Annotated in this window: 18 protein-coding genes; 10 read left to right on the forward strand and 8 right to left on the reverse strand. The window is 68.6% G+C overall.

Going from position 1 to position 17,501, the window contains the following annotated elements:
- Positions 1 to 44 precede the first annotated feature (44 nt).
- The gene (locus HCR12_RS03465) at positions 45 to 1,406 is read left to right on the forward strand and encodes a CoA transferase (protein WP_191412353.1); all 1,362 of its coding nucleotides are present in this window, start codon (positions 45 to 47) and stop codon (positions 1,404 to 1,406) included.
- A 67-nt stretch (positions 1,407 to 1,473) separates the two neighbouring features.
- Here the strand turns inward: HCR12_RS03465 and gndA are convergent, their stop codons facing one another.
- From gndA to HCR12_RS03490, 5 genes are all read right to left on the reverse strand, one after another.
- The gene (gene gndA / locus HCR12_RS03470) at positions 1,474 to 2,928 is read right to left on the reverse strand and encodes an NADP-dependent phosphogluconate dehydrogenase (protein ID WP_224763627.1); all 1,455 of its coding nucleotides are present in this window, start codon (positions 2,926 to 2,928) and stop codon (positions 1,474 to 1,476) included.
- Positions 2,929 to 3,054: 126 nt separating this feature from the next.
- A complete protein-coding gene (locus HCR12_RS03475) occupies positions 3,055 to 3,792 on the reverse strand; it encodes an SDR family oxidoreductase (protein ID WP_166867729.1) in 738 nt (245 codons plus the stop codon).
- Positions 3,793 to 3,797: 5 nt separating this feature from the next.
- Positions 3,798 to 4,535, reverse strand: a complete 738-nt coding sequence (locus tag HCR12_RS03480; RefSeq protein WP_166867727.1) for an orotidine 5'-phosphate decarboxylase / HUMPS family protein — start codon at positions 4,533 to 4,535, stop codon at positions 3,798 to 3,800.
- 32 nt (positions 4,536 to 4,567) lie between these two features.
- Positions 4,568 to 5,509: an NAD(P)-dependent oxidoreductase gene (locus HCR12_RS03485; protein ID WP_166867726.1), complete on the reverse strand. Its 942-nt coding sequence runs from the start codon at positions 5,507 to 5,509 to the stop codon at positions 4,568 to 4,570.
- Entirely contained in the window at positions 5,506 to 6,543 is a 1,038-nt protein-coding gene (locus HCR12_RS03490) for an Ldh family oxidoreductase (protein ID WP_166867724.1), read from the reverse strand. Before HCR12_RS03490 ends, HCR12_RS03485 begins: the two co-directional genes overlap by 4 nt.
- 107 nt (positions 6,544 to 6,650) lie before the next feature.
- Between HCR12_RS03490 and HCR12_RS03495 the strand changes: the two genes are divergently transcribed.
- A complete protein-coding gene (locus HCR12_RS03495) occupies positions 6,651 to 7,661 on the forward strand; it encodes a sugar phosphate isomerase/epimerase family protein (protein WP_224763629.1) in 1,011 nt (336 codons plus the stop codon).
- Positions 7,658 to 8,695, forward strand: coding sequence for a zinc-dependent alcohol dehydrogenase (locus HCR12_RS03500; RefSeq protein ID WP_166867720.1), 1,038 nt, complete (start codon positions 7,658 to 7,660; stop codon positions 8,693 to 8,695). Before HCR12_RS03495 ends, HCR12_RS03500 begins: the two co-directional genes overlap by 4 nt.
- A 61-nt stretch (positions 8,696 to 8,756) precedes the next feature.
- Here HCR12_RS03500 and HCR12_RS03505 read toward each other — a convergent pair whose 3' ends face one another.
- Positions 8,757 to 9,494 (reverse strand): FadR/GntR family transcriptional regulator, encoded by a 738-nt coding sequence (locus HCR12_RS03505; RefSeq protein ID WP_166867718.1) that lies wholly within the window; start codon positions 9,492 to 9,494, stop codon positions 8,757 to 8,759.
- Positions 9,495 to 9,523: 29 nt separating this feature from the next.
- Positions 9,524 to 10,333: an SDR family NAD(P)-dependent oxidoreductase gene (locus HCR12_RS03510; RefSeq protein WP_166867715.1), complete on the reverse strand. Its 810-nt coding sequence runs from the start codon at positions 10,331 to 10,333 to the stop codon at positions 9,524 to 9,526.
- 166 nt (positions 10,334 to 10,499) lie between these two features.
- Between HCR12_RS03510 and HCR12_RS03515 the strand changes: the two genes are divergently transcribed.
- From HCR12_RS03515 to pth, 7 genes are all read left to right on the forward strand, one after another.
- Positions 10,500 to 11,801, forward strand: a complete 1,302-nt coding sequence (locus tag HCR12_RS03515; RefSeq protein ID WP_224763632.1) for an ABC transporter substrate-binding protein — start codon at positions 10,500 to 10,502, stop codon at positions 11,799 to 11,801.
- 184 nt (positions 11,802 to 11,985) lie between these two features.
- On the forward strand, positions 11,986 to 12,834 hold the full coding sequence (locus HCR12_RS03520) for a carbohydrate ABC transporter permease (RefSeq protein ID WP_224763634.1): 849 nt from the start codon (positions 11,986 to 11,988) through the stop codon (positions 12,832 to 12,834).
- Positions 12,834 to 13,703: a carbohydrate ABC transporter permease gene (locus tag HCR12_RS03525; RefSeq protein ID WP_166867711.1), complete on the forward strand. Its 870-nt coding sequence runs from the start codon at positions 12,834 to 12,836 to the stop codon at positions 13,701 to 13,703. Before HCR12_RS03520 ends, HCR12_RS03525 begins: the two co-directional genes overlap by 1 nt.
- On the forward strand, positions 13,700 to 14,233 hold the full coding sequence (locus tag HCR12_RS03530) for a gluconokinase (RefSeq protein WP_370589327.1): 534 nt from the start codon (positions 13,700 to 13,702) through the stop codon (positions 14,231 to 14,233). The genes HCR12_RS03525 and HCR12_RS03530 overlap by 4 nt, the downstream gene beginning before the upstream one ends.
- 36 nt (positions 14,234 to 14,269) lie before the next feature.
- Positions 14,270 to 15,304: a D-2-hydroxyacid dehydrogenase gene (locus tag HCR12_RS03535; RefSeq protein WP_166867709.1), complete on the forward strand. Its 1,035-nt coding sequence runs from the start codon at positions 14,270 to 14,272 to the stop codon at positions 15,302 to 15,304.
- Between the two features lie 167 nt (positions 15,305 to 15,471).
- Positions 15,472 to 16,059 carry a 50S ribosomal protein L25/general stress protein Ctc gene (locus HCR12_RS03540; protein WP_166867707.1) on the forward strand — a complete coding sequence of 196 codons (588 nt, stop codon included), beginning with the start codon at positions 15,472 to 15,474 and terminating at the stop codon, positions 16,057 to 16,059.
- A gap of 39 nt (positions 16,060 to 16,098) precedes the next feature.
- Positions 16,099 to 16,686, forward strand: a complete 588-nt coding sequence (gene pth, locus HCR12_RS03545; protein WP_166867705.1) for an aminoacyl-tRNA hydrolase — start codon at positions 16,099 to 16,101, stop codon at positions 16,684 to 16,686.
- A gap of 66 nt (positions 16,687 to 16,752) precedes the next feature.
- On the opposite strand, the gene HCR12_RS03550 is transcribed toward pth, so the two are convergent.
- Positions 16,753 to 17,499 (reverse strand): triose-phosphate isomerase family protein, encoded by a 747-nt coding sequence (locus HCR12_RS03550; protein WP_370589328.1) that lies wholly within the window; start codon positions 17,497 to 17,499, stop codon positions 16,753 to 16,755.
- Between the last annotated feature and the right edge of the window lie 2 nt (positions 17,500 to 17,501).

A 17,501-nucleotide genomic window follows, 5' to 3' on the forward strand; every position in this document is an offset into this window, starting at 1 on the left:
CGCGTCTGGTGGCGGAGCATCCCGCCCGCGGGTAGCGTCAGAGCATGGCGGCGACAGCGGATGCGCGGCTCCGCGCGCGAATGGGCGACGCGCTCGGAGTGGACGCTGCGGGCATCAACGTGGCGGGTGTCGCGACGCTCGTCTCCCCGTATCCGGTGTCGGATCTCGCCGCAGCGTCGGCGGCGACCGCGGCGGCAGCTGTGCAGTCGCTGCTCGCGGCGCGCGGCATCGAGACGCCGCCCGCGACGGTGCGGCGTGAGCTCGTCGACGCGTGGTTCCGCTCGGGCGTGCGCCCCGTCGGATGGATCGCGCCGAACCCGTGGGATCCGATCGCGGGCGACTACCAGGCCTCCGACGGCTGGATCCGCCTGCACACCAACGCGCCGCACCACCGCGAGGCCGCGCTGCGGGTGCTCGGTGCGGATGCCGAGCGCGGAGCCGTCTCGCGTGCGGTGGCGCTCTGGGAGGCAGATCAGCTCGAACAGGAGATCGTCGCGGCCGGCGGATGCGCGGCGCGGATGCGGCGCCCCGAGGAGTGGCGGAGGCACCCGCAGGGTGCAGCTGTCGCAGCTGAGCCTCTCGTCGCCCACAGGAGCACGGGCGACGCCGTCGCCCCGTCTGCCTGGACGCCCACCCTCGAGCGACCGCTCGCCGGCCTCCGGGTGCTCGACCTCACGCGCGTGCTCGCGGGTCCCGTGGCGACGCGCCTCCTCGCGGGCCTCGGCGCGACCGTGCTGCGCATCGATCCGCCGGGCTGGGACGAGCCTGCCCTCGCCCATGACGTGACCCTCGGCAAGCGCGTCGCCCGCATCGACGCGAGCGACCCCATCGAACGGGAGCGCCTGCACCGCAAGCTGAGCGAAGCCGACGTCCTCGTGCACGGCTACCGACCGGGCGGCCTCGAGAGCCTCGGGCTGGGCGCCGAGGAACGTGCCGCTCTGCGCCCCGGCCTCATCGACGTCTCGCTCGACGCCTACGGGTTCACCGGGCCCTGGGCAGGTCGCCGCGGCTTCGACAGCCTCGTGCAGATGTCGACCGGCATCGCGGATGCGGGGATGCGCGCCGTCGCGGCACCCCGCCCCGTCCCGCTGCCCGTGCAGGCGCTCGACCACGCGACCGGCTACCTGATGGCCGCCGCCGCCCTCGCTGGTCTCCGCGACCGACTGGCGACGGGGGAGGGCAGCGCGCACCGCCTCTCACTCGCGCGGACCGCATTCGAACTGGAGGACGCCCGAGGCCTGCCCCGTGCGACGCCGTCGGTGCGCGACGAGCCCTCCGATGGGGAGCTCATGCAGACGCAGTGGGGCCCCGTGCGCGTGCTCCCTGGTCCGTTCGAACTCGCCGGGGTGCGGATCGAATGGGAACGTCCGCCGCGCTCCCTCGGATCCGACGACCCCGCCTGGTAGGCGCGGACGCATCCGGAGACGAGAAAGCCCCGGACGAGAGACTCGCCCGGGGCTTCGCGTCGATGGATCAGTGCGTGTCGACCGCGCTGATCTCGCTGCGGTCGCCTGACCACAGGGTGTGGAACGTACCGTCCTTGTCGATGCGGCGGTAGGTGTGCGCACCGAAGAAGTCGCGCTGACCCTGCACGAGCGCAGCCGGCAGGCGGTCAGCACGCAGGCTGTCGTAGTACGCGAGCGACGACGAGAACGCGGGCGACGGGATGCCGGCCTCAGCCGCCGCGACGACGATGCGACGCCACGCCTGCTGGGTGCGGCCGATCGCCTCCGCGAAGTACGGCGCCGTCACGAGCGCGACGAGGCCGGGGTCGGCCGCGTACGCCTCCGTGATGCGGTTGAGGAACTGAGCGCGGATGATGCAGCCGCCGCGCCAGATCGCCGCGATGTCACCCTTCTTGATGTCCCAGCCGTACTGCTCGGCGCCCGCGATGATCGCGTCGAAGCCCTGCGAGTACGCGATGATCTTCGACGCGTAGAGCGCCTGGCGGACGTCCTCGATGAACGCGTCGGCGTCGGCGATGTCGAGCGAGCCGTCGGGGCCGGGGAGGTCGCGAGCTGCAGCGCGCTGCGCGGGCTTCGACGACACAGAGCGTGCGAACACGGCCTCCGCGATGCCCGAGACGGGCACGCCGAGGTCGAGGGCCGTCTGCACGGTCCAGGCGCCGGTGCCCTTGGCTCCAGCCTGGTCGAGGATGACGTCGACGAGCGGCTTGCCGGTGGAGGCATCCACCTGGCGCAGCACCTCGGCGGTGATCTCGATGAGGTAGCTCTCGAGCTCGCCCGTGTTCCACTCGGCGAAGATGTCGGCGATCTCGGCGGGGCTCTTGCCGGTGCCGCGACGGATGAGGTCGTAGGCCTCGGCGATGAGCTGCATGTCGGCGTACTCGATGCCGTTGTGGATCATCTTCACGAAGTGGCCCGCGCCGTCGGTGCCGACGTGCGTGACGCACGGCTCGCCTTCGGCGACGGCCGCGATCGACTTGAGGATGGGTCCGAGGGTCTCCCACGCTTCGGCGGAGCCGCCGGGCATGATCGACGGGCCGTTGAGCGCACCCTCTTCGCCGCCGGAGATGCCGGCGCCGACGAAGTTGATGCCCGTCTCGCGGACCGCCTTCTCGCGACGGATGGTGTCGGTGAAGAGCGCGTTGCCGCCGTCGACGATGATGTCGCCCGGCTCGAAGACCTTCACGAGCTCGTCGATGACGGCATCCGTGCCGGCGCCCGCCTTGACCATGATGATCGCGGTGCGCGGCTTCGAGAGCGCGACGGCGAACTCCTCGTAGGTGGCGGCGGGGATGAACCCGGCCTCGGGGTGCGCGTCGAGCACACCCTGGGTCTTCTCGTAGCTGCGGTTGAAGATCGCGACGGTGTTGCCTTCGCGGCTGGCGAGGTTGCGGGCGAGGTTCGAACCCATCACCGCCAGACCGACGACACCGATGTTGGCCTGAGATTCGTTTCCGGACACGAGTTACCTTCCGACTGGCTGGGGGACGTGGTCAAGGCTAGTGGGTCGTCCATTCCGGCGGCGCCGGGACGGCTCCCCGCATCCCCTCCTGCTTCCGAACGAAAGCCAGGGGATGAGCAGAGAGGGTCAGAAACCGGTGGGGCTCACGACCAGCTCGTCGATGGTGACGTGCGGCGGGCTGTCGAGCACGAACTGCACGGTGCGCGCGATGTCCGCAGGGGTGAGCATGCGGGCGCGGGTGGCGCTGTCGGGCTGGGCGGGACGCAGGCGCAGGAACTCGCTGTCGACATCGCCCGGCAGCAGCAGGGTGGCGCGGATGCCCGCTCGCCCCTCCTGGCCGTTGATCGTCTCGGTGAGCGCCTTGAGACCGCGCTTGCTCGCCGTGTAGGCGACGCCCGCTCCCGGGGAGAGGCGCCACGCGGCGATTGACGAGACGACGACGATCGTGCCGTGGCCGTTCTGCCGCATGCCCCCGAGCACGAGGTCGATGGCGCGCGCCACGGCGACGAGATTGGTGTCCACGATCTGCGCGAACTCTGCGATCGACTGGTTCGCCCACGTGCGCTTCGGGGCGTTGAGCCCTGCGGCGAGCACGAGCTCGTCGATGTGACCGAGCTCGGATGCGATGCGCGCGTGCGCCACCGCGAGGGCATCCGCGTCGGTGACGTCGAGCGGGAGGACGAGGGGATCTGGCCCGCCCGCGTCGACGATCCGACGTGCGGTCTCCTCGAGCGCCGGCGCGCGGCGACCGCTGAGCGCGACGCGGCGCCCGGAGGTGCCCGCCGCCACGGCGCTCGCCTGGCCCATGCCGCTGCCGGCACCAGTCACCCACACCACGCGGTCGCGGATCTCGGGGGCGCTCATGCTGATCAGACTCCTTCGGGGTAGCGGATGGGGGCGGCGTGAACGCGGGCGGCCGCCTCGGTGAGCACGCGGCCGAGGTCGCCGGATGCGGGGCTGAAGGTCTTGCCGTCGATGGCGAGCGGCGCTCCGAACACGACGACGGGGGCGCCGATCCCGGGGCACTGGATCGCCTGGTCGATGGAGAGCCCGCCGACGGCCTGCACGGGAACGGTCGTCGCGGCGACGATGTCCGCGAGTTCGGTGAGCGGGCTGAGGCCGAGTTCAGGATGCTTGTTGCGGTGGTCGTAGCCGATGTGATGGATGACCATGCCCACGCCGAGCTTCTCCATACGCACGCACGCGGAGACGCGGTCGTCTTCGGCGAGGTCGTCGCCCATCACGAGCATCCCGAAACGGTCGCCCGCTTCGATGACCGCCTCGATCGTGGCCGTGTGCGCGCGCGCCATCACGATGACGGCGTCGGCTCCGGCGTCTCCCATCATCTCGGCTTCGAGGTAGCCGCCGTCCATCGTCTTCAGGTCGACCACGATGGGGTGATCGGGGAACTCCTTGCGCAGCGCGCGCACGGCGTGCAGGCCTTCGGCGAGCACGAGCGGGGTGCCCACCTCGATCCAGTCGACTCCGGATTCGACGGCGACGGCCGCGGTGCGGAGGGCTTCGTCGTTGTTGGTGAGGTCGAGGGAGATCTGCACGAGCGGCCGGGCGAGGTTCTCCCGCGTGAGATGGCGGATGGAGGTCGACATTGAGCTTCCTTGCTGCGGTTCGGATGGGTGGTTCAGCGGGCGATGGTGTTGGCGAGCGGCTGGCCGTCGCGGAGTGCGATGGCGTTGTCGCGGACGAGGTCCGCAGCGCCGACGGGGCGGCCGCCCGCGGTGTGCGGTGTGATGATGACGTTCGGGAGGTCCCAGAGCGGCGAGCTCAGGGGGAGCGGTTCGATCTCGGTGACGTCGAGGGCGGCTCCGGCGATGCGTTCGGCGCGGAGGGCGTCGATGAGAGCGGCTTCGTCGATGGTGGTTCCGCGCCCGACGTTCACGACCCAGGTGCGGTGTGAGAGAAGCGCGAGGCGCTTCGCGTTGAGAAGGTGCCGGGTCTGCGGGGTGCTCGGCATGATCATGATCAGCACGTCTGCGCTCGGCAGGATGCTGTCCACGTCGGCCTCGGCGATCACGGGGTAACCGCCGCGCTCGCCGGCGCTGCGGGCGACCCCGGTGACGCGCGAGCCGAGCGCGGTGAGCATGGGGGCGAGCGTCTGCGCGATGGATCCGAAGCCCCACACGACGACGTGGGCGTCGCGCAACGTGGTGACGCGTTCCGGATCGCGGATGGGCTGGCGCCCGCCGATCTCGGCGGCCCAGCGGTGCCCCAGCTGGGCGCGGGTGAGCGTGTGGATGCGGCGCGCGCCTGCGAGGGCGAGCGCGAGGGCGTGTTCGGCGACACCGGGGTTCTGCAGGGACCTTCCCGAGGTGATGGTGACCTGCGGGGCGAACCCGGAGGCGATCATCTGGTCGGTTCCTGCGGAGAGGGTCTGAACCCAGCGCAGGCGCGTGAGGCGCTGGGCGACATCGGACAGCCAGGCATCCGAGTTGCCCCACGCGACGAGCGCTTCGGCGTCCTCGTGTTCCACAGGGAGGCGCTCAGCGGCTTGATACTCGATGATCTGGACGCCGTCGATGGGGTCGAGCGCGAACTCGACCGTGTCGGGGATGAGGAGCTTCACGCGGCGACCTCCGGGAAGAGGACGCCTGCGTCGGTGCCGAGGGTGCGGAGTTCGTCGAGCGTGGCGTCGGGAAGCGGGATTCCGGTCTCGGCGCGGCGTGCGCTCGTGCGCTCTTCGGGTTCGCCGGGGACGAGCACCGCGTCGAATCCGGGCGCGGGGGCGACCTGGTGGGCCTCCGCGGTGAGGGCGTCCATGCGGGCGATGAAGTCGTCGTAGGGGAGGAATCGGGAGACGTCGATCGCGATCATGAAGTGGCCGACATCCTGGGGCTTGGTGAAGTCGGTGTACATGTTGCCGATGCCGTGGGTGATCGCAGCGCCGGTGAGCACACCGCCGAGCACCTCCACGAGGTAGCCGAGTGCGTATCCCTTGGGTCCGCCTGCGGGCAGGAGCGCGGTGATGGCGTTCGGGTCGGTGGTGGGGTTGCCGTCGACGTCGACTCCCCAGTCAGCGGGCACGCTGCGGCCTTCGGCCTGCGCGACCATGATCTTGCCCATCGCGGAGGTGCTGGTGGCCATGTCGAGGCTGATGGGCGCGCCGCTTGTGGGGGCGGCGAACGCGAACGGGTTGGTGCCGAAGAGCGGGCTGCGGCCGCCGAAGGGCACGACGCACGGCTCGGAGTTGGAGACGACGACGGCGACGAGGCCGTCGCGGGCGAGTGCGCGGGCGTAGTAGCCGGCGGCTCCGAAGTGGCTGGAACCGTGGATGGCGATGGCGGCGATGCCGTGCGCGCGGGCGGCGTCGCGGGCGGCTTCGACCGCGGCGCGCGCGGCGATCTGGCCCGCGGCGCCGTTGGCGTCGACGCGGAGTGCGGCGCCGCTGCCACTGACGATGGGCTTCGCGGTGGCGCTCGTGAGGCCGGCGTCGAGGCGTGCCCGGTAGGCGGAGAGACGGATGACGCCGTGGGAGTCGATGCCGCGCAGGTTGGCATCGACGAGGGTGTCGGCCAGGTAGGCGGCATCCTCGGGGGCGTACGACCAGCTGGTGAGCAGTTCGGTGACCCACTGCTGCAGGCGGTCTGCGGTGATCGACATTCTGGTCCTTCCGGCGACATTGCCATTCCGTCTGGACTGATCTTATAGGTCATACTTATTCGATGTGGGCGCCTGGTCCACGTCAAGATCACAACAAAGAGGTTGCAATGAGAATCAGCGTCTTCCCGAAGGGGGACCTGTCGGCGCTCAGCGACTCGCGCACCATGACGGTGTTCGAGTGGATCACCACAGCAGCATCCCTGCCCGCAGACGGGCTCGAGCTCTACTCCGGCATGTTCTGGCAGAACGACGATGACTACCTGGACGCCATCGGGGAGGCGCTCGCCGCAGAGGGCTTCGAGATGCCCATGCTCTGCACCTCGCCCGACTTCACCCACCCCGATGCCGCGGTGCGCGCGTCCGAGTTCGACCGTCAGGTCGAGATGATGCGCTTCACCCGACACCTTGGAGGCGCTGGCGCGAGCACTCGCGTGCTCTCCGGTCAGAAGCACCCCGGCGTGTCGCGCGAGCAGGGTGTCGAGTGGGTCGTCGACGCGTACCGGCGTCTGCTGCCGATCGCCCGTGAGATGGACATCACGCTCGGCATGGAGAACCACTACAAGGACGGCAGCTGGGCCTACGTCGAATTCGCGCAGAAGGGCGACGTGTTCCGCGAGATCGTCGATGCGATCGACGACCGCGTGCACTTCGGCGTGCAGTTCGACCCCTCGAACGCGATCACCGCAGGGATGGATTCGGCTGACTTCCTCGACGATGTGATCGATCGCGTCGTCACCATGCAGGCTTCCGACCGCTTCCTCGCCGAAGGTACGACGCTCGACGACCTGCGCCAGGCCGACGGCACGATCGGCTATTCGCCGGCCCTGCAGCATGGCGTGATCGGCAAGGGCATGAACGACTACCCGCGCATCTTCCGCACGCTCGCCGCTGCCGGCTACGACGGCTGGATCAGCATCGAAGACGGTGTGAACGGCATGGGTGAGATGCACGAATCGGTCCTGTTCCTGCGTGAGGCGCGTGACCTCTACTTCGGCGGCTCCACCGCCGTGCGCGTCGAGAACCAGGAGAAGGCGCGTGCGGCGGCCGGGCTTGCGAGCCTCGCGCGTCCGAACCTTGCCGACGACGCCCTCGCCACCGGACGGGAGATGGCGCGATGAAGGCGCTCGTCAAGTACGCGCTCGCGGATGGCGCCGTCGAGATCCGCGACGTGCCCGCGCCCGAGCTGCAGCGCGGCACCGTGCTCGTCGCGGCCCGCGCGGTGGGTGTGTGCGGCTCGGACGTGCATATGTGGCGCGACGGGCAGTCGTGGGAGGTCAAGCTCCCACTCGTGCTCGGCCACGAGACCGCGGGCGTCATCGCGGCCGTCGCCGACGATGTGACCGGCTGGAAGGTCGGCGACCGCGTCGTCTGCGAGACCGCCGCCTCCATCTGCGGAGTGTGCGCCCTGTGTCGCACGGGCCGCTACAACCTGTGCCCCGAGCGTCAGGGCTATGGCGCGATCCGAGACGGCGCCTTCGGTGAACTGCTGCTCGCCGAGCCGCGTGTGCTGCACCGCATCCCCGACAACGTCAGCTTCGAGCAGGCCGCGATGACCGAGCCGTTCGCGGTCGCGTACACCGGCGTCGTCGAGCGCGCCGACATCAAGCCCGGCGACCTCGTCGTCGTGCAGGGTGCTGGGACGATCGGCCAGCTCGCGGCGCAGATGGCGCGGCTGCGCGGAGCCGGCACCGTCATCATGCTCGGCACCTCGATCGACGAGGCGCGTCTGGCGAAGGCACGCGAGATGGGTGTCGACCGCACGATCGACATCACGACCGAGGACGCGAACGCGGTCATCGCGCAGCTGGGCGATGGACTGGGGGCGCATGTGGTCATCGAGGCGACGGGCGTGAGCATCGCGCTCAAACAGAGCCTCGAGATCGTGCGCCCCTACGGCACGATCGTGAAGATCGGGTGGGGGCCTCAGCCCCTGAACTTCAGCCTCGACCCGCTGGTGGCGAAGGCCGTGACTCTCGCCGGCTCGTTCTCGCACACCTGGACCACCTGGGAGGCGGTGCTCTCGATGTTCTCGACGGGCACGCTCCAGACGGACAAGGTGCTCGGCGGCGTCTACCCGCTCGAGGAGTGGGAGGAGGCGTTCGAGGCCATGGAGTCCGGACGCAATGTGAAGAGCGTCATGCTCTTCTCCTGAACGAACATGGCGAGGGCCCCGCAGGCATCCTGCGGGGCCCTCGCCATGTTCCTTCAGCGGATCAGGAGAACTCGTCGAGTGTGTCGCTCACGAGGAGTCGCGCGAGACGCTCCGCCGCTTCGCCGTCGTGCGCCGCGATCGCCTGGGCGAGCTCGCGGTGCGTGATGATCGAGCTCTCGGTCACATCGTGCATGCCGGGTCGAGTGTCCATGGCCCGGGCGTGCAGTGTTGCGCCGATGGTGTCCGAGAGCTGCGCGATGACGGGGTTTGCCGTGCCTTCGAGCAGCAGGCGGTGGAACGTGGCGTCCGCGTCGAAGTAGGCGCGCAGGTCGTGGGTCTCGTGGATGGCGGCTGACATCCGCTCGGCCGCATCCACGAGGGCTTCCGCCTGCTCGTCGCTGATCCGCTCGCTCGCAAAGCGCGCTGCCGCCTGCTCGAGGCCGAGGCGCAGCTCGAGCAGCTCGCGCATCTGCTGCCGGTAGTCGTGGCCTTGCGAGCGCCAATGGACGACGTGCGGGTTGAGCAGATCCCATCTTTCCCGGGGCTGCACACGCGTGCCGACCTGGGGGCGCGACTCGAGCAGCCCCATCGATGCGAGTGAGCGCAGGCTTTCGCGCACGACCGAGCGCGAGACGCCGAACCGCTCGGAGATCTGCTCGGCGAACACGATGCTGCCGATGGGGAGCGTGCCGTCGATGATCTCCTGGCCGAGTGCCTCGAAGACGTGCGCATACAGTCCGCTGCCGACGCGGCTGCGGTGTTTGGCGCTGGGTGATTGGCGCGCGGTGAGATCGACCATGGATGTCCTTCAGGGGGGATGTGGTGGGGTCAGAGGAGGTCGTGGCCCTCGCTGGCGGCGCGCTCGTACGCGATTCGGGGAACCTGGGTGGCGAGCTTGCCTCCGCTGATGTCGATCAGCGTACCCGTGATGTAGCGGGCCTGGTCGGAGGCGAGGAAGCAGATGAGGTTGGCGATGTCGCTCTTCTCGCCCCAGCTGCGCAGGGTGAGCGTGTCGAGCAGGCGCGACTGCTCCGCGGCGGGACGTTCGGTGAAGCCGTTGATGGCCGTGGGGATCATCCCCGGTGCGTAGGCGTTCGCGGTGATGTTCCAGGGGCCGACTTCGCCGGCGAGGGCGCGTGTGAACTGGGTGACGGCCGACTTGGAGCCGGCGTAGGCCGCGGATCCGACGATCGGAACGATCGCGGCGAACGATGCGGCGTTGATGATGCGGCCCCGCTTCTGGCGCTTCATGATCGGCAGCACCGCCTGGCATGTGAGGTAGGTGCCCTTGACGTTGATGTCGAAGCAGCGGTCCCAGATGTCTTCGGGGAGCTCGGAGACGAGGCCGTCGCCTCCGACGCCTGCGTTGTTCACAAGGATGTCGAGGCGGCCGAAGCGCGCGTCGACGTCGGCGACGATCTCGCGGATGCGGGCTCCGTCGCGCACGTCGCAGGTGTACTGAGCGTGCTCGCCTCCGATGGTGCCGAGCTCGTCGGCGAGGCTGGCGAGGTCGTCGGGGTTGATGTCGAGCGCGACGGTCGTGACGCCTTCGCGGGCGAGGGTGAGGACGATCTCGCGGCCGATTCCGCGACCGACTCCGGTGACGACGGCTACCTGACCGGTGAGTGTGAGTTCCACGCTGTGCCTCCTTGCGACTGTGGGGTGTGCGAAGCGTCGCGCGGCCGGTTGCCGAATCGTGACTTGTGGAGCTTCGTTGTATTAGTATTATTTATAAGGGTTATCTGACCTGAATCACAGCACACGCATCCAGAGTCGGCTGCGTGCCCAATGAAAGGGAGATGCAGTGAAGCATCGTTCGATCAAGCTGACCACCGCCGCAGTCGCGGTCGCAGCGCTCACCACGGGACTCCTGGCTGGTTGCTCCAGCGACGAAGGAGGTGCAGAGGGCGGAGCACAGACCCTCCGCGTCACTCTCGCGAACCACGTCTGGACCGACATCGTCAAGGACAAGATCTCGGAGTTCGAGGCGGCCAACGAGGGCGTCAAGGTCGAGCTCACGCAGCTCGGCGAAGACCAGCTGTCTGACCAGTACAACGTCAAGCTCAACGCGGGTACCGATGAGATCGACGTGATGATGTACCGCCCCCTCCAGGAGGGCAAGCTCTTCGCGCAGAATGGCTACCTCGCGGACCTCAGCGACTACGTCGCGCAGGACTCGGCCTGGGACTGGAGCGACTTCCAGGAGGGCCCGGTCGAGGCGACCACCTTCGAGGGCTCCGTCGTCGGCGTGCCGATCATCACCGAGCAGGAGGTGCTCTACTACCGCAGCGACGTGCTCGAGAGCATGGGCATCGAGGTCCCGAAGACTCTCGACGAGCTCGAGGCGGCCGCCAAGGCGATCAAGGAGCAGGGCGAGATCGCCGGCTTCGTCGCCCGTACCGGTGTCTCGGCCGCAGTCACCCAGTTCTCGAGCTACCTGTACTCGATGGGCGGCGACTTCGCGAACGAGGACTACACCACGTCCACGATCGACTCCGCTGAGGCCAAGGCTGCATACGAGCTGTACGGCCGCCTCATCGGCCAGTACGGTCCCGACAACGTGTCGACCGACATGAGCTGGCCTGACGCGGCCGCGCTCTTCGCGCAGGGTCAGGTCGCGTTCTACACCGACGCGTCCAGCCTCTACAAGAACCTCGCCGAGGAGGAGAACTCCACGGTCTGGGAGCACGTCGGATACGCGCCGTTCCCCGCCGGTCCCGCCGGCTCGCTGCCCTACAACGTTCCGTCGTGGGCGCTCGGCATCAACAGCGACTCCAACAAGAAGGACCTCGCGTTCGACTTCATCCAGTGGCTCACGAGCCCCGAGATGACACTCGAGGTGCAGACCGCCGGTGTTCCGGCCGCGCGCACCTCGGTGTGGGAGAACCCCGCCGGCATCTCGAGCTTCCCCGAGCAGCTCGCTGAGGCGATCGCGATCGGCTCCGAGACCGGTGTCGGCTACGACCGTCCGCGCGTCGTCTCGGTTGCCGAGGCCCGCGAGATCGTCGGTGCCCCGATCGTCGTCGCCATCACGGGCGGTGACGTCGACGCCGCCATCAAGAAGGCGCACGAGGACTTCCAGAAGTTCCTCGACGACGAGAACTGAGTTCTCGCTCACTGAGCACTGACTCACACCGGTGGTGCGGCGGGGAGACCCGCCGCACCACCATCCGTCGAATCCCCCCGCTGCGGCACAAGCCGACCTGGAGATAGCAATGAGTACAACGACCGGTACGCGAGCAAGGACACAGTCGTCCTTCTCTCTCTGGGTCAACCGCCACCGGAAGTGGGTGCTCGCGGCACCGGCCATGGCGTTCGTGGCCCTTCTGATCACCTTCCCGCTCGCGTGGACGCTCTACCTGAGCCTCACCGACGCATCCGGATCCATCCGCTCGTCCCACGACTTCATCGGGCTCGAGAACTACGCCGAGATCCTCACCGACACCGACCGCTTCTGGCCGGCAGTCGCCCGCACGGCGATCTTCACCGGCGGCGCGATGCTCGTCGAGATGGTGCTCGGCATGCTCATCGCCCTGCTGCTGTGGCGTCCGTTCCGCGGACAGGGCTTCGTGCGCGTCATCATCCTCCTGCCTCTGGTTGCGACTCCCGTCGCCGTCGGCATGATGTGGCGTCTCATCTTCGAGCCCTCCATCGGCTTCGCGAACCAGTTCCTGTCGTGGTTCGGCATCCCCGCGCAGCCGTGGCTCGCGGGTGAGGCCACGGCGCTGCCGACCCTCATCTTCGTCGACATCTGGCAGTGGACGCCGATGGTCGTGCTCATTCTCCTCGCGGGACTCACGTCGCTCTCGGACGAGCCCGATGAGGCCGCCCGCGTCGACGGCGCAAACGCCTGGCAGCGGTTCTGGTACGTCACGTTCCCGCTCGTCATGCCGACGTTCATCACCGCGATCCTGCTGCGCGGCATCGACGCTCTCAAGACCTTCGACATCCTGTACGCCACGAAGGGCAAGGGCGGCGGCTCGTTCCATGAGGTCGAGACGCTCAACGTCTACGCCTACGGACTGAGCTTCGACTACCAGAAGTACGGAGAGTCCTCCGCCGTGCTGATCGTCTTCTTCATGATGATCATCGGCTGCATCTGGATCCTCACCATCCGCAAGAAGAAGAGCGCCCTCTGATGACCTCGACAGCCACCTCCCTCATCCGGACGACGTCCCCCGTCCAGCGTCGTCGCCGCCGCGGACTCGGATACAAGTCGTTCCGCACCATCGCCCTCCTCGTGGTCGCGCTCTCGTTCCTCGCGCCCGTCGTGTGGATGCTGCTCGCCTCGTTCAAGACGAACGTCGACATCTACAACTCGGAAGCGGCGTTCGTCTTCACGCCGACGCTCAAGAACTACGACACGGTCTTCCAGCAGGCTGACTACATCCAGTACATCTGGAACAGCTTCTTCGTCGCGGCTGTCGCGACGGCGCTGTCGCTCGTGCTCGCGGTGCCCGCCGCATATTCGATGAGCCGCTTCGTGATGAAGAAGTCGGCTGTTCTGGTGCTGCTCGCGCGTGTCATCCCGGGCGTCAGCCTGCTCGTGCCGTGGTACTTCGTGTTCGCGAACATGCGCATCGTCGGCACCTACACGCCGCTCGTGCTGTCGCACATGTTCGTGTCGCTGCCGCTCATCCTCTACATCATGATGTCGTTCTTCGACTCGCTTCCGGAGGAGCTCGAGGAGCAGGCGCAGGTCGACGGCCTCACGCCGATCGGGGCATTCTGGCGCATCACGCTGCCGCTGTCCGTTCCCGGCATCGCAACGGCGAGCATCCTGTCGTTCATCTTCTCGTGGAACAACTTCATGTTCGCGCTCGTGCTCTCGGGTGCCAGCACGAAGACGCTCCCCGTGGCGATCTTCGACTTCGTCGGATACGCCTCGATCGACTGGGGCGGCCTCATGGCCGCCGCCGTCGTCGTTACGATTCCCATCATGATCATCGCTCTGTTCACCCAGAAGTACATCGTCTCCGGTCTCACCGCGGGAGCGACGAAGGGTTGAGTCAGCACACGGGGTCCCTGCCCCCCGTCGTCGTCATGGGGGTGCAGGGCTCGGGCAAGTCGACTGTGGCGGAGCTCATCGCGGAGCGGATCGGCGGCCGGTACATCGATGGCGATCGTCTGCACCCGGCCGAGAACATCACCAAGATGGCGACCGGCGTGCCGCTGACGGATGCGGACCGCGAACCCTGGCTGCACGTGATCGGAGACGTTCTCCAGACGGGGCGCGACACCGGGATCGTGGTGGTGTGCTCCGCTCTGAAGCGCGCGTACCGTGATCTGCTGCGCGCGGATGCGCCGGGTGCGGTGTTCGTGCACCTGCACGGATCGTTCGAGCTCATCTCGTCCAGGGTCAACGCGCGCTCCCATGAGTACATGCCGGCGTCGCTGCTCCAGTCGCAGTTCGACGCCCTCGAACCCCTCGACGTTGATGAGTCAGGTATCTGTCTGGACGTGGCAGACTCGCCGCAGAGGATCGCGGATGCGGCCGTCGCATTCGTGCAGACGCACCGCTGCGATCCCTCCGTCTGAGCATCGCGGCCTCGGCCGCCCGAGGGGAGACCATCCGTGACTGAGCGACTCCGCGTCGTGATCGCCGTTCCGCTCGAGCAGGAGTTCGTCGCCGAACTCGAACGCGACGAACGGCTCGAGGTGGTGCACCGGCCCGACCTTCTCAACCCGCCGAGCCAGGACTGGATGGCGGGGCCCAAGACACGGGACGCCGCCGAGCAGGCCGAGTACGAGGCGTACCTCGACGACGCCGACGTGCTCTACGGCATCCCCGACGAATCCGGCCGCGCGCTCGCGCGCACCGTCGCCGCCAACCCCCGCCTGCGCTGGGTGCACACGATGGCGGCAGGAGGCGGCCAGCAGGTGAAGTCGGCGCACCTCGATTCCGAGGCGCTCTCCCGCATCATCTTCACCACCTCCGCGGGAGTGCATGCCGAGCCGCTCGCGGAGTTCGCGGTGTTCGGCGTGCTCGCCGGACTCAAGCGGCTCCCGTGGATGCAGGGGCTTCAGCGCGAGCGCCAGTGGGGACCCCGCGAGGCGATGCGACAGCTCACCGAGTCGACGGTGGTCGTGGTCGGCCTCGGCGCGATCGGGCGCACGGTCGCGCACAAGCTCACGGGGCTCGGATGCCGTGTCGTCGGTGTGCACCGGCGCGACGTCGACGCCGACGTCGAGCGCATCGTGACCGTCGACGAGCTCGCCGTGGTCGCCTCCGAAGCGGACGCGATCGTGCTGGCGCTGCCGAAGACCGAGGCGACGGAGAAGATGCTCTCCGCTGAGGTGCTCGCATCCGTCAAGCCCGGTGTCACCGTCGTCAACGTCGGTCGGGGAAGCACGGTCGATGAGCCTGCCCTGATCGAGGCGCTCGGAGACGGTCGCGTCGACCTCGCCGTGCTCGATGTCACCGCCGTCGAGCCGTTGCCCGCGGACAGCCCGCTGTGGGACCTTCCGAACGTGATCCTGTCGCCCCACACGGCAGCCATCAGCCCGCATGAGCCCCGTCGCATCTTCGAGCTGTTCTCTCGCAACCTGGGCCGGTTCCTCGACGGCGAGCAGATGCAGAACGTGGTCAACACCCGCGAGTTCTACTGAACGCGGTCGTCAGGTAGACTGGCCCGCGAACTTCGGCGAGGGTCTCGATCCGTCAGGACAGGGACCGTGATCGACGCGGTGGGCGGGCCCAGAGTCTTTCCTCACGCTGTTGTGCGTTCGAGTTGACAATCACACGACGGGGCCGACGCCCCACTGAAGGAGCAATCATGACTGACGGCACCAAGCTCGCCGCCGAGATCCGCGACCAGTTCGGCAAGGGCGCGGCCCGCAAGATCCGCGCCGCCGGCAAGGTCCCCGCGGTCATCTACGGCCACGGCACCGAGCCCCAGCACATCACCCTGCCGGCGCACGAGACCGCGCTCATCCTGCGCAAGGCGAACGCGGTCCTCGACATCGACATCGCCGGCAAGCACGAGCTCACCCTCGTCAAGGACGTCCAGAAGGACCCGGTGCGCCAGATCATCGAGCACATCGACCTCATCGTCGTGACGAAGGGCGAGAAGGTCCAGGTCGAGGTCGCCGTTCACGTCGAAGGTGAAGCCGCCCCCGGCTCGATCGTGCAGGTCGAGAACTCCACGATCACGGTCGAGACTGAGGCCACCCACATCCCCGAGAGTGTCTCGGTGAGCGTCGAGGGCGCCGAGGAGGGCACGCACATCACCGCTGGTGACATCGAGCTCCCCAAGGGCACCACGCTCATCACCGACGCGGACACCCTCGTCGTCAACGTGACCGCCCCGGCCAAGGCCGCCGAGTCCGCGGACGCTGAGGCGCCCGCCGCGGCCGCCGAGTAATCCACTCGGAACTCTCGACGCTTCTCGGATCACAGATCTGTGGCAGATGACGTCTGGCTCGTAGCCGGGCTCGGGAATCCCGGGCCCGGCTACGCCGCTCATCGCCACAATGTGGGCCAGATGGCCCTCGATGTGCTCGCGGAGCGCATCGGCGCGCGATTCTCGCGCCACAAGACCAACACCCAGCTCGCCGAAGGGCGGCTGGGTCCGGGGCTTGCGAAGCTCGTGCTCGTGAAGCCCAACTCCTACATGAACCTCTCGGGCGGCCCCGTCTCGTCGGCCGCCAAGTTCTTCGGGCTCGGCGCCGACCGCGTGATCGTGCTGCACGACGAGCTCGACATCCCGTTCGACACGGTGAAGCTCAAGGTGGGTGGCGGCCACGGCGGCCACAATGGCCTCCGCGACATCCAGTCGGCCCTCGGCACCGCCGACTTCGCGCGCGTGCGGATCGGCATCGGACGCCCACCCGGGCGTCAGGATGCCGCCGACTTCGTGCTCGCGCCGTTCAGCAAGGCGGAGCGCGAGGCGCTCCCGATGCTGCTGTCGGATGCGGCTGACGCCACCGAGGACCTCGTGCGCGAGGGGCTGCTCGCGGCTCAGCAGCGCTGGCACGCCCCTCGGGTCTAGCTTCTCGCCTCGCCGCACTCGCCCGCTCGCCGGGTCGTCCGAGGCGCCGCCACGCGCCGCTCGTCCTCAGCGCGCGAGCGTCGCCGCCTCGTCGAGTACAGCGGCGAGAGCCGCAGGATCGTGTGCGAAGCGACCGAGGAACACCCCGTCCACCGCGCCGGCGAGCTCGGTCAGCAGGCCAGGACCGGCGCTTCCTCCGTAGATGACTGCGGAGCCGCCCCTGCCGGGGAGCGCGCACACCACGTCACGGAGTCCGGCGCACACCTCTGCTGTGTGGGCGGCAGGGGCAGGCTCTGGGGCCCCGATCGCCCACACCGGCTCGTACGCGACGATGATGCGGCCGTCGGGAGCGCCGTCGATCGCCGCCTCCACCTGCTGGGTGGCGATCGCGAGAGCGTCGGCGGGAGAGAGCCTCTGGGGTTCGCCCACGCACAGCAGGGGAGTGAGGCCGTGGTGCAGTGCCGCCGCCGTCTTGGCCGCGATCACCTCGTCCGTGTCGCCGAAGAGACGACGACGTTCGGCATGACCGATCTCCGCCATCCGCACGCCGATCTCGGCGAGCTCAGATGCGGCGACTTCACCGGTGAACGCGCCGGGGGCATACGCCGAGACGTCCTGGGCGGCAATGGCGGCTCGGGTCCCGGCGAACGCCTCCATCGCGGGAATCAGCTGCGGATAAGTGGGCGCCACGAAGAACTCGACGGCACCCTCCGCGACTGCGGAGCTGCGGGAGACGACGTCAGCGGCATCCGCGAGCCAGTCGCGCGCCGCGCGGTGGCCGAAGTAGGTCTTGAAGCTGACTCCGACGATCACCG

Source organism: Salinibacterium sp. ZJ70, assembly GCF_011751865.2.
Taxonomy (GTDB): domain Bacteria; phylum Actinomycetota; class Actinomycetes; order Actinomycetales; family Microbacteriaceae; genus Homoserinibacter.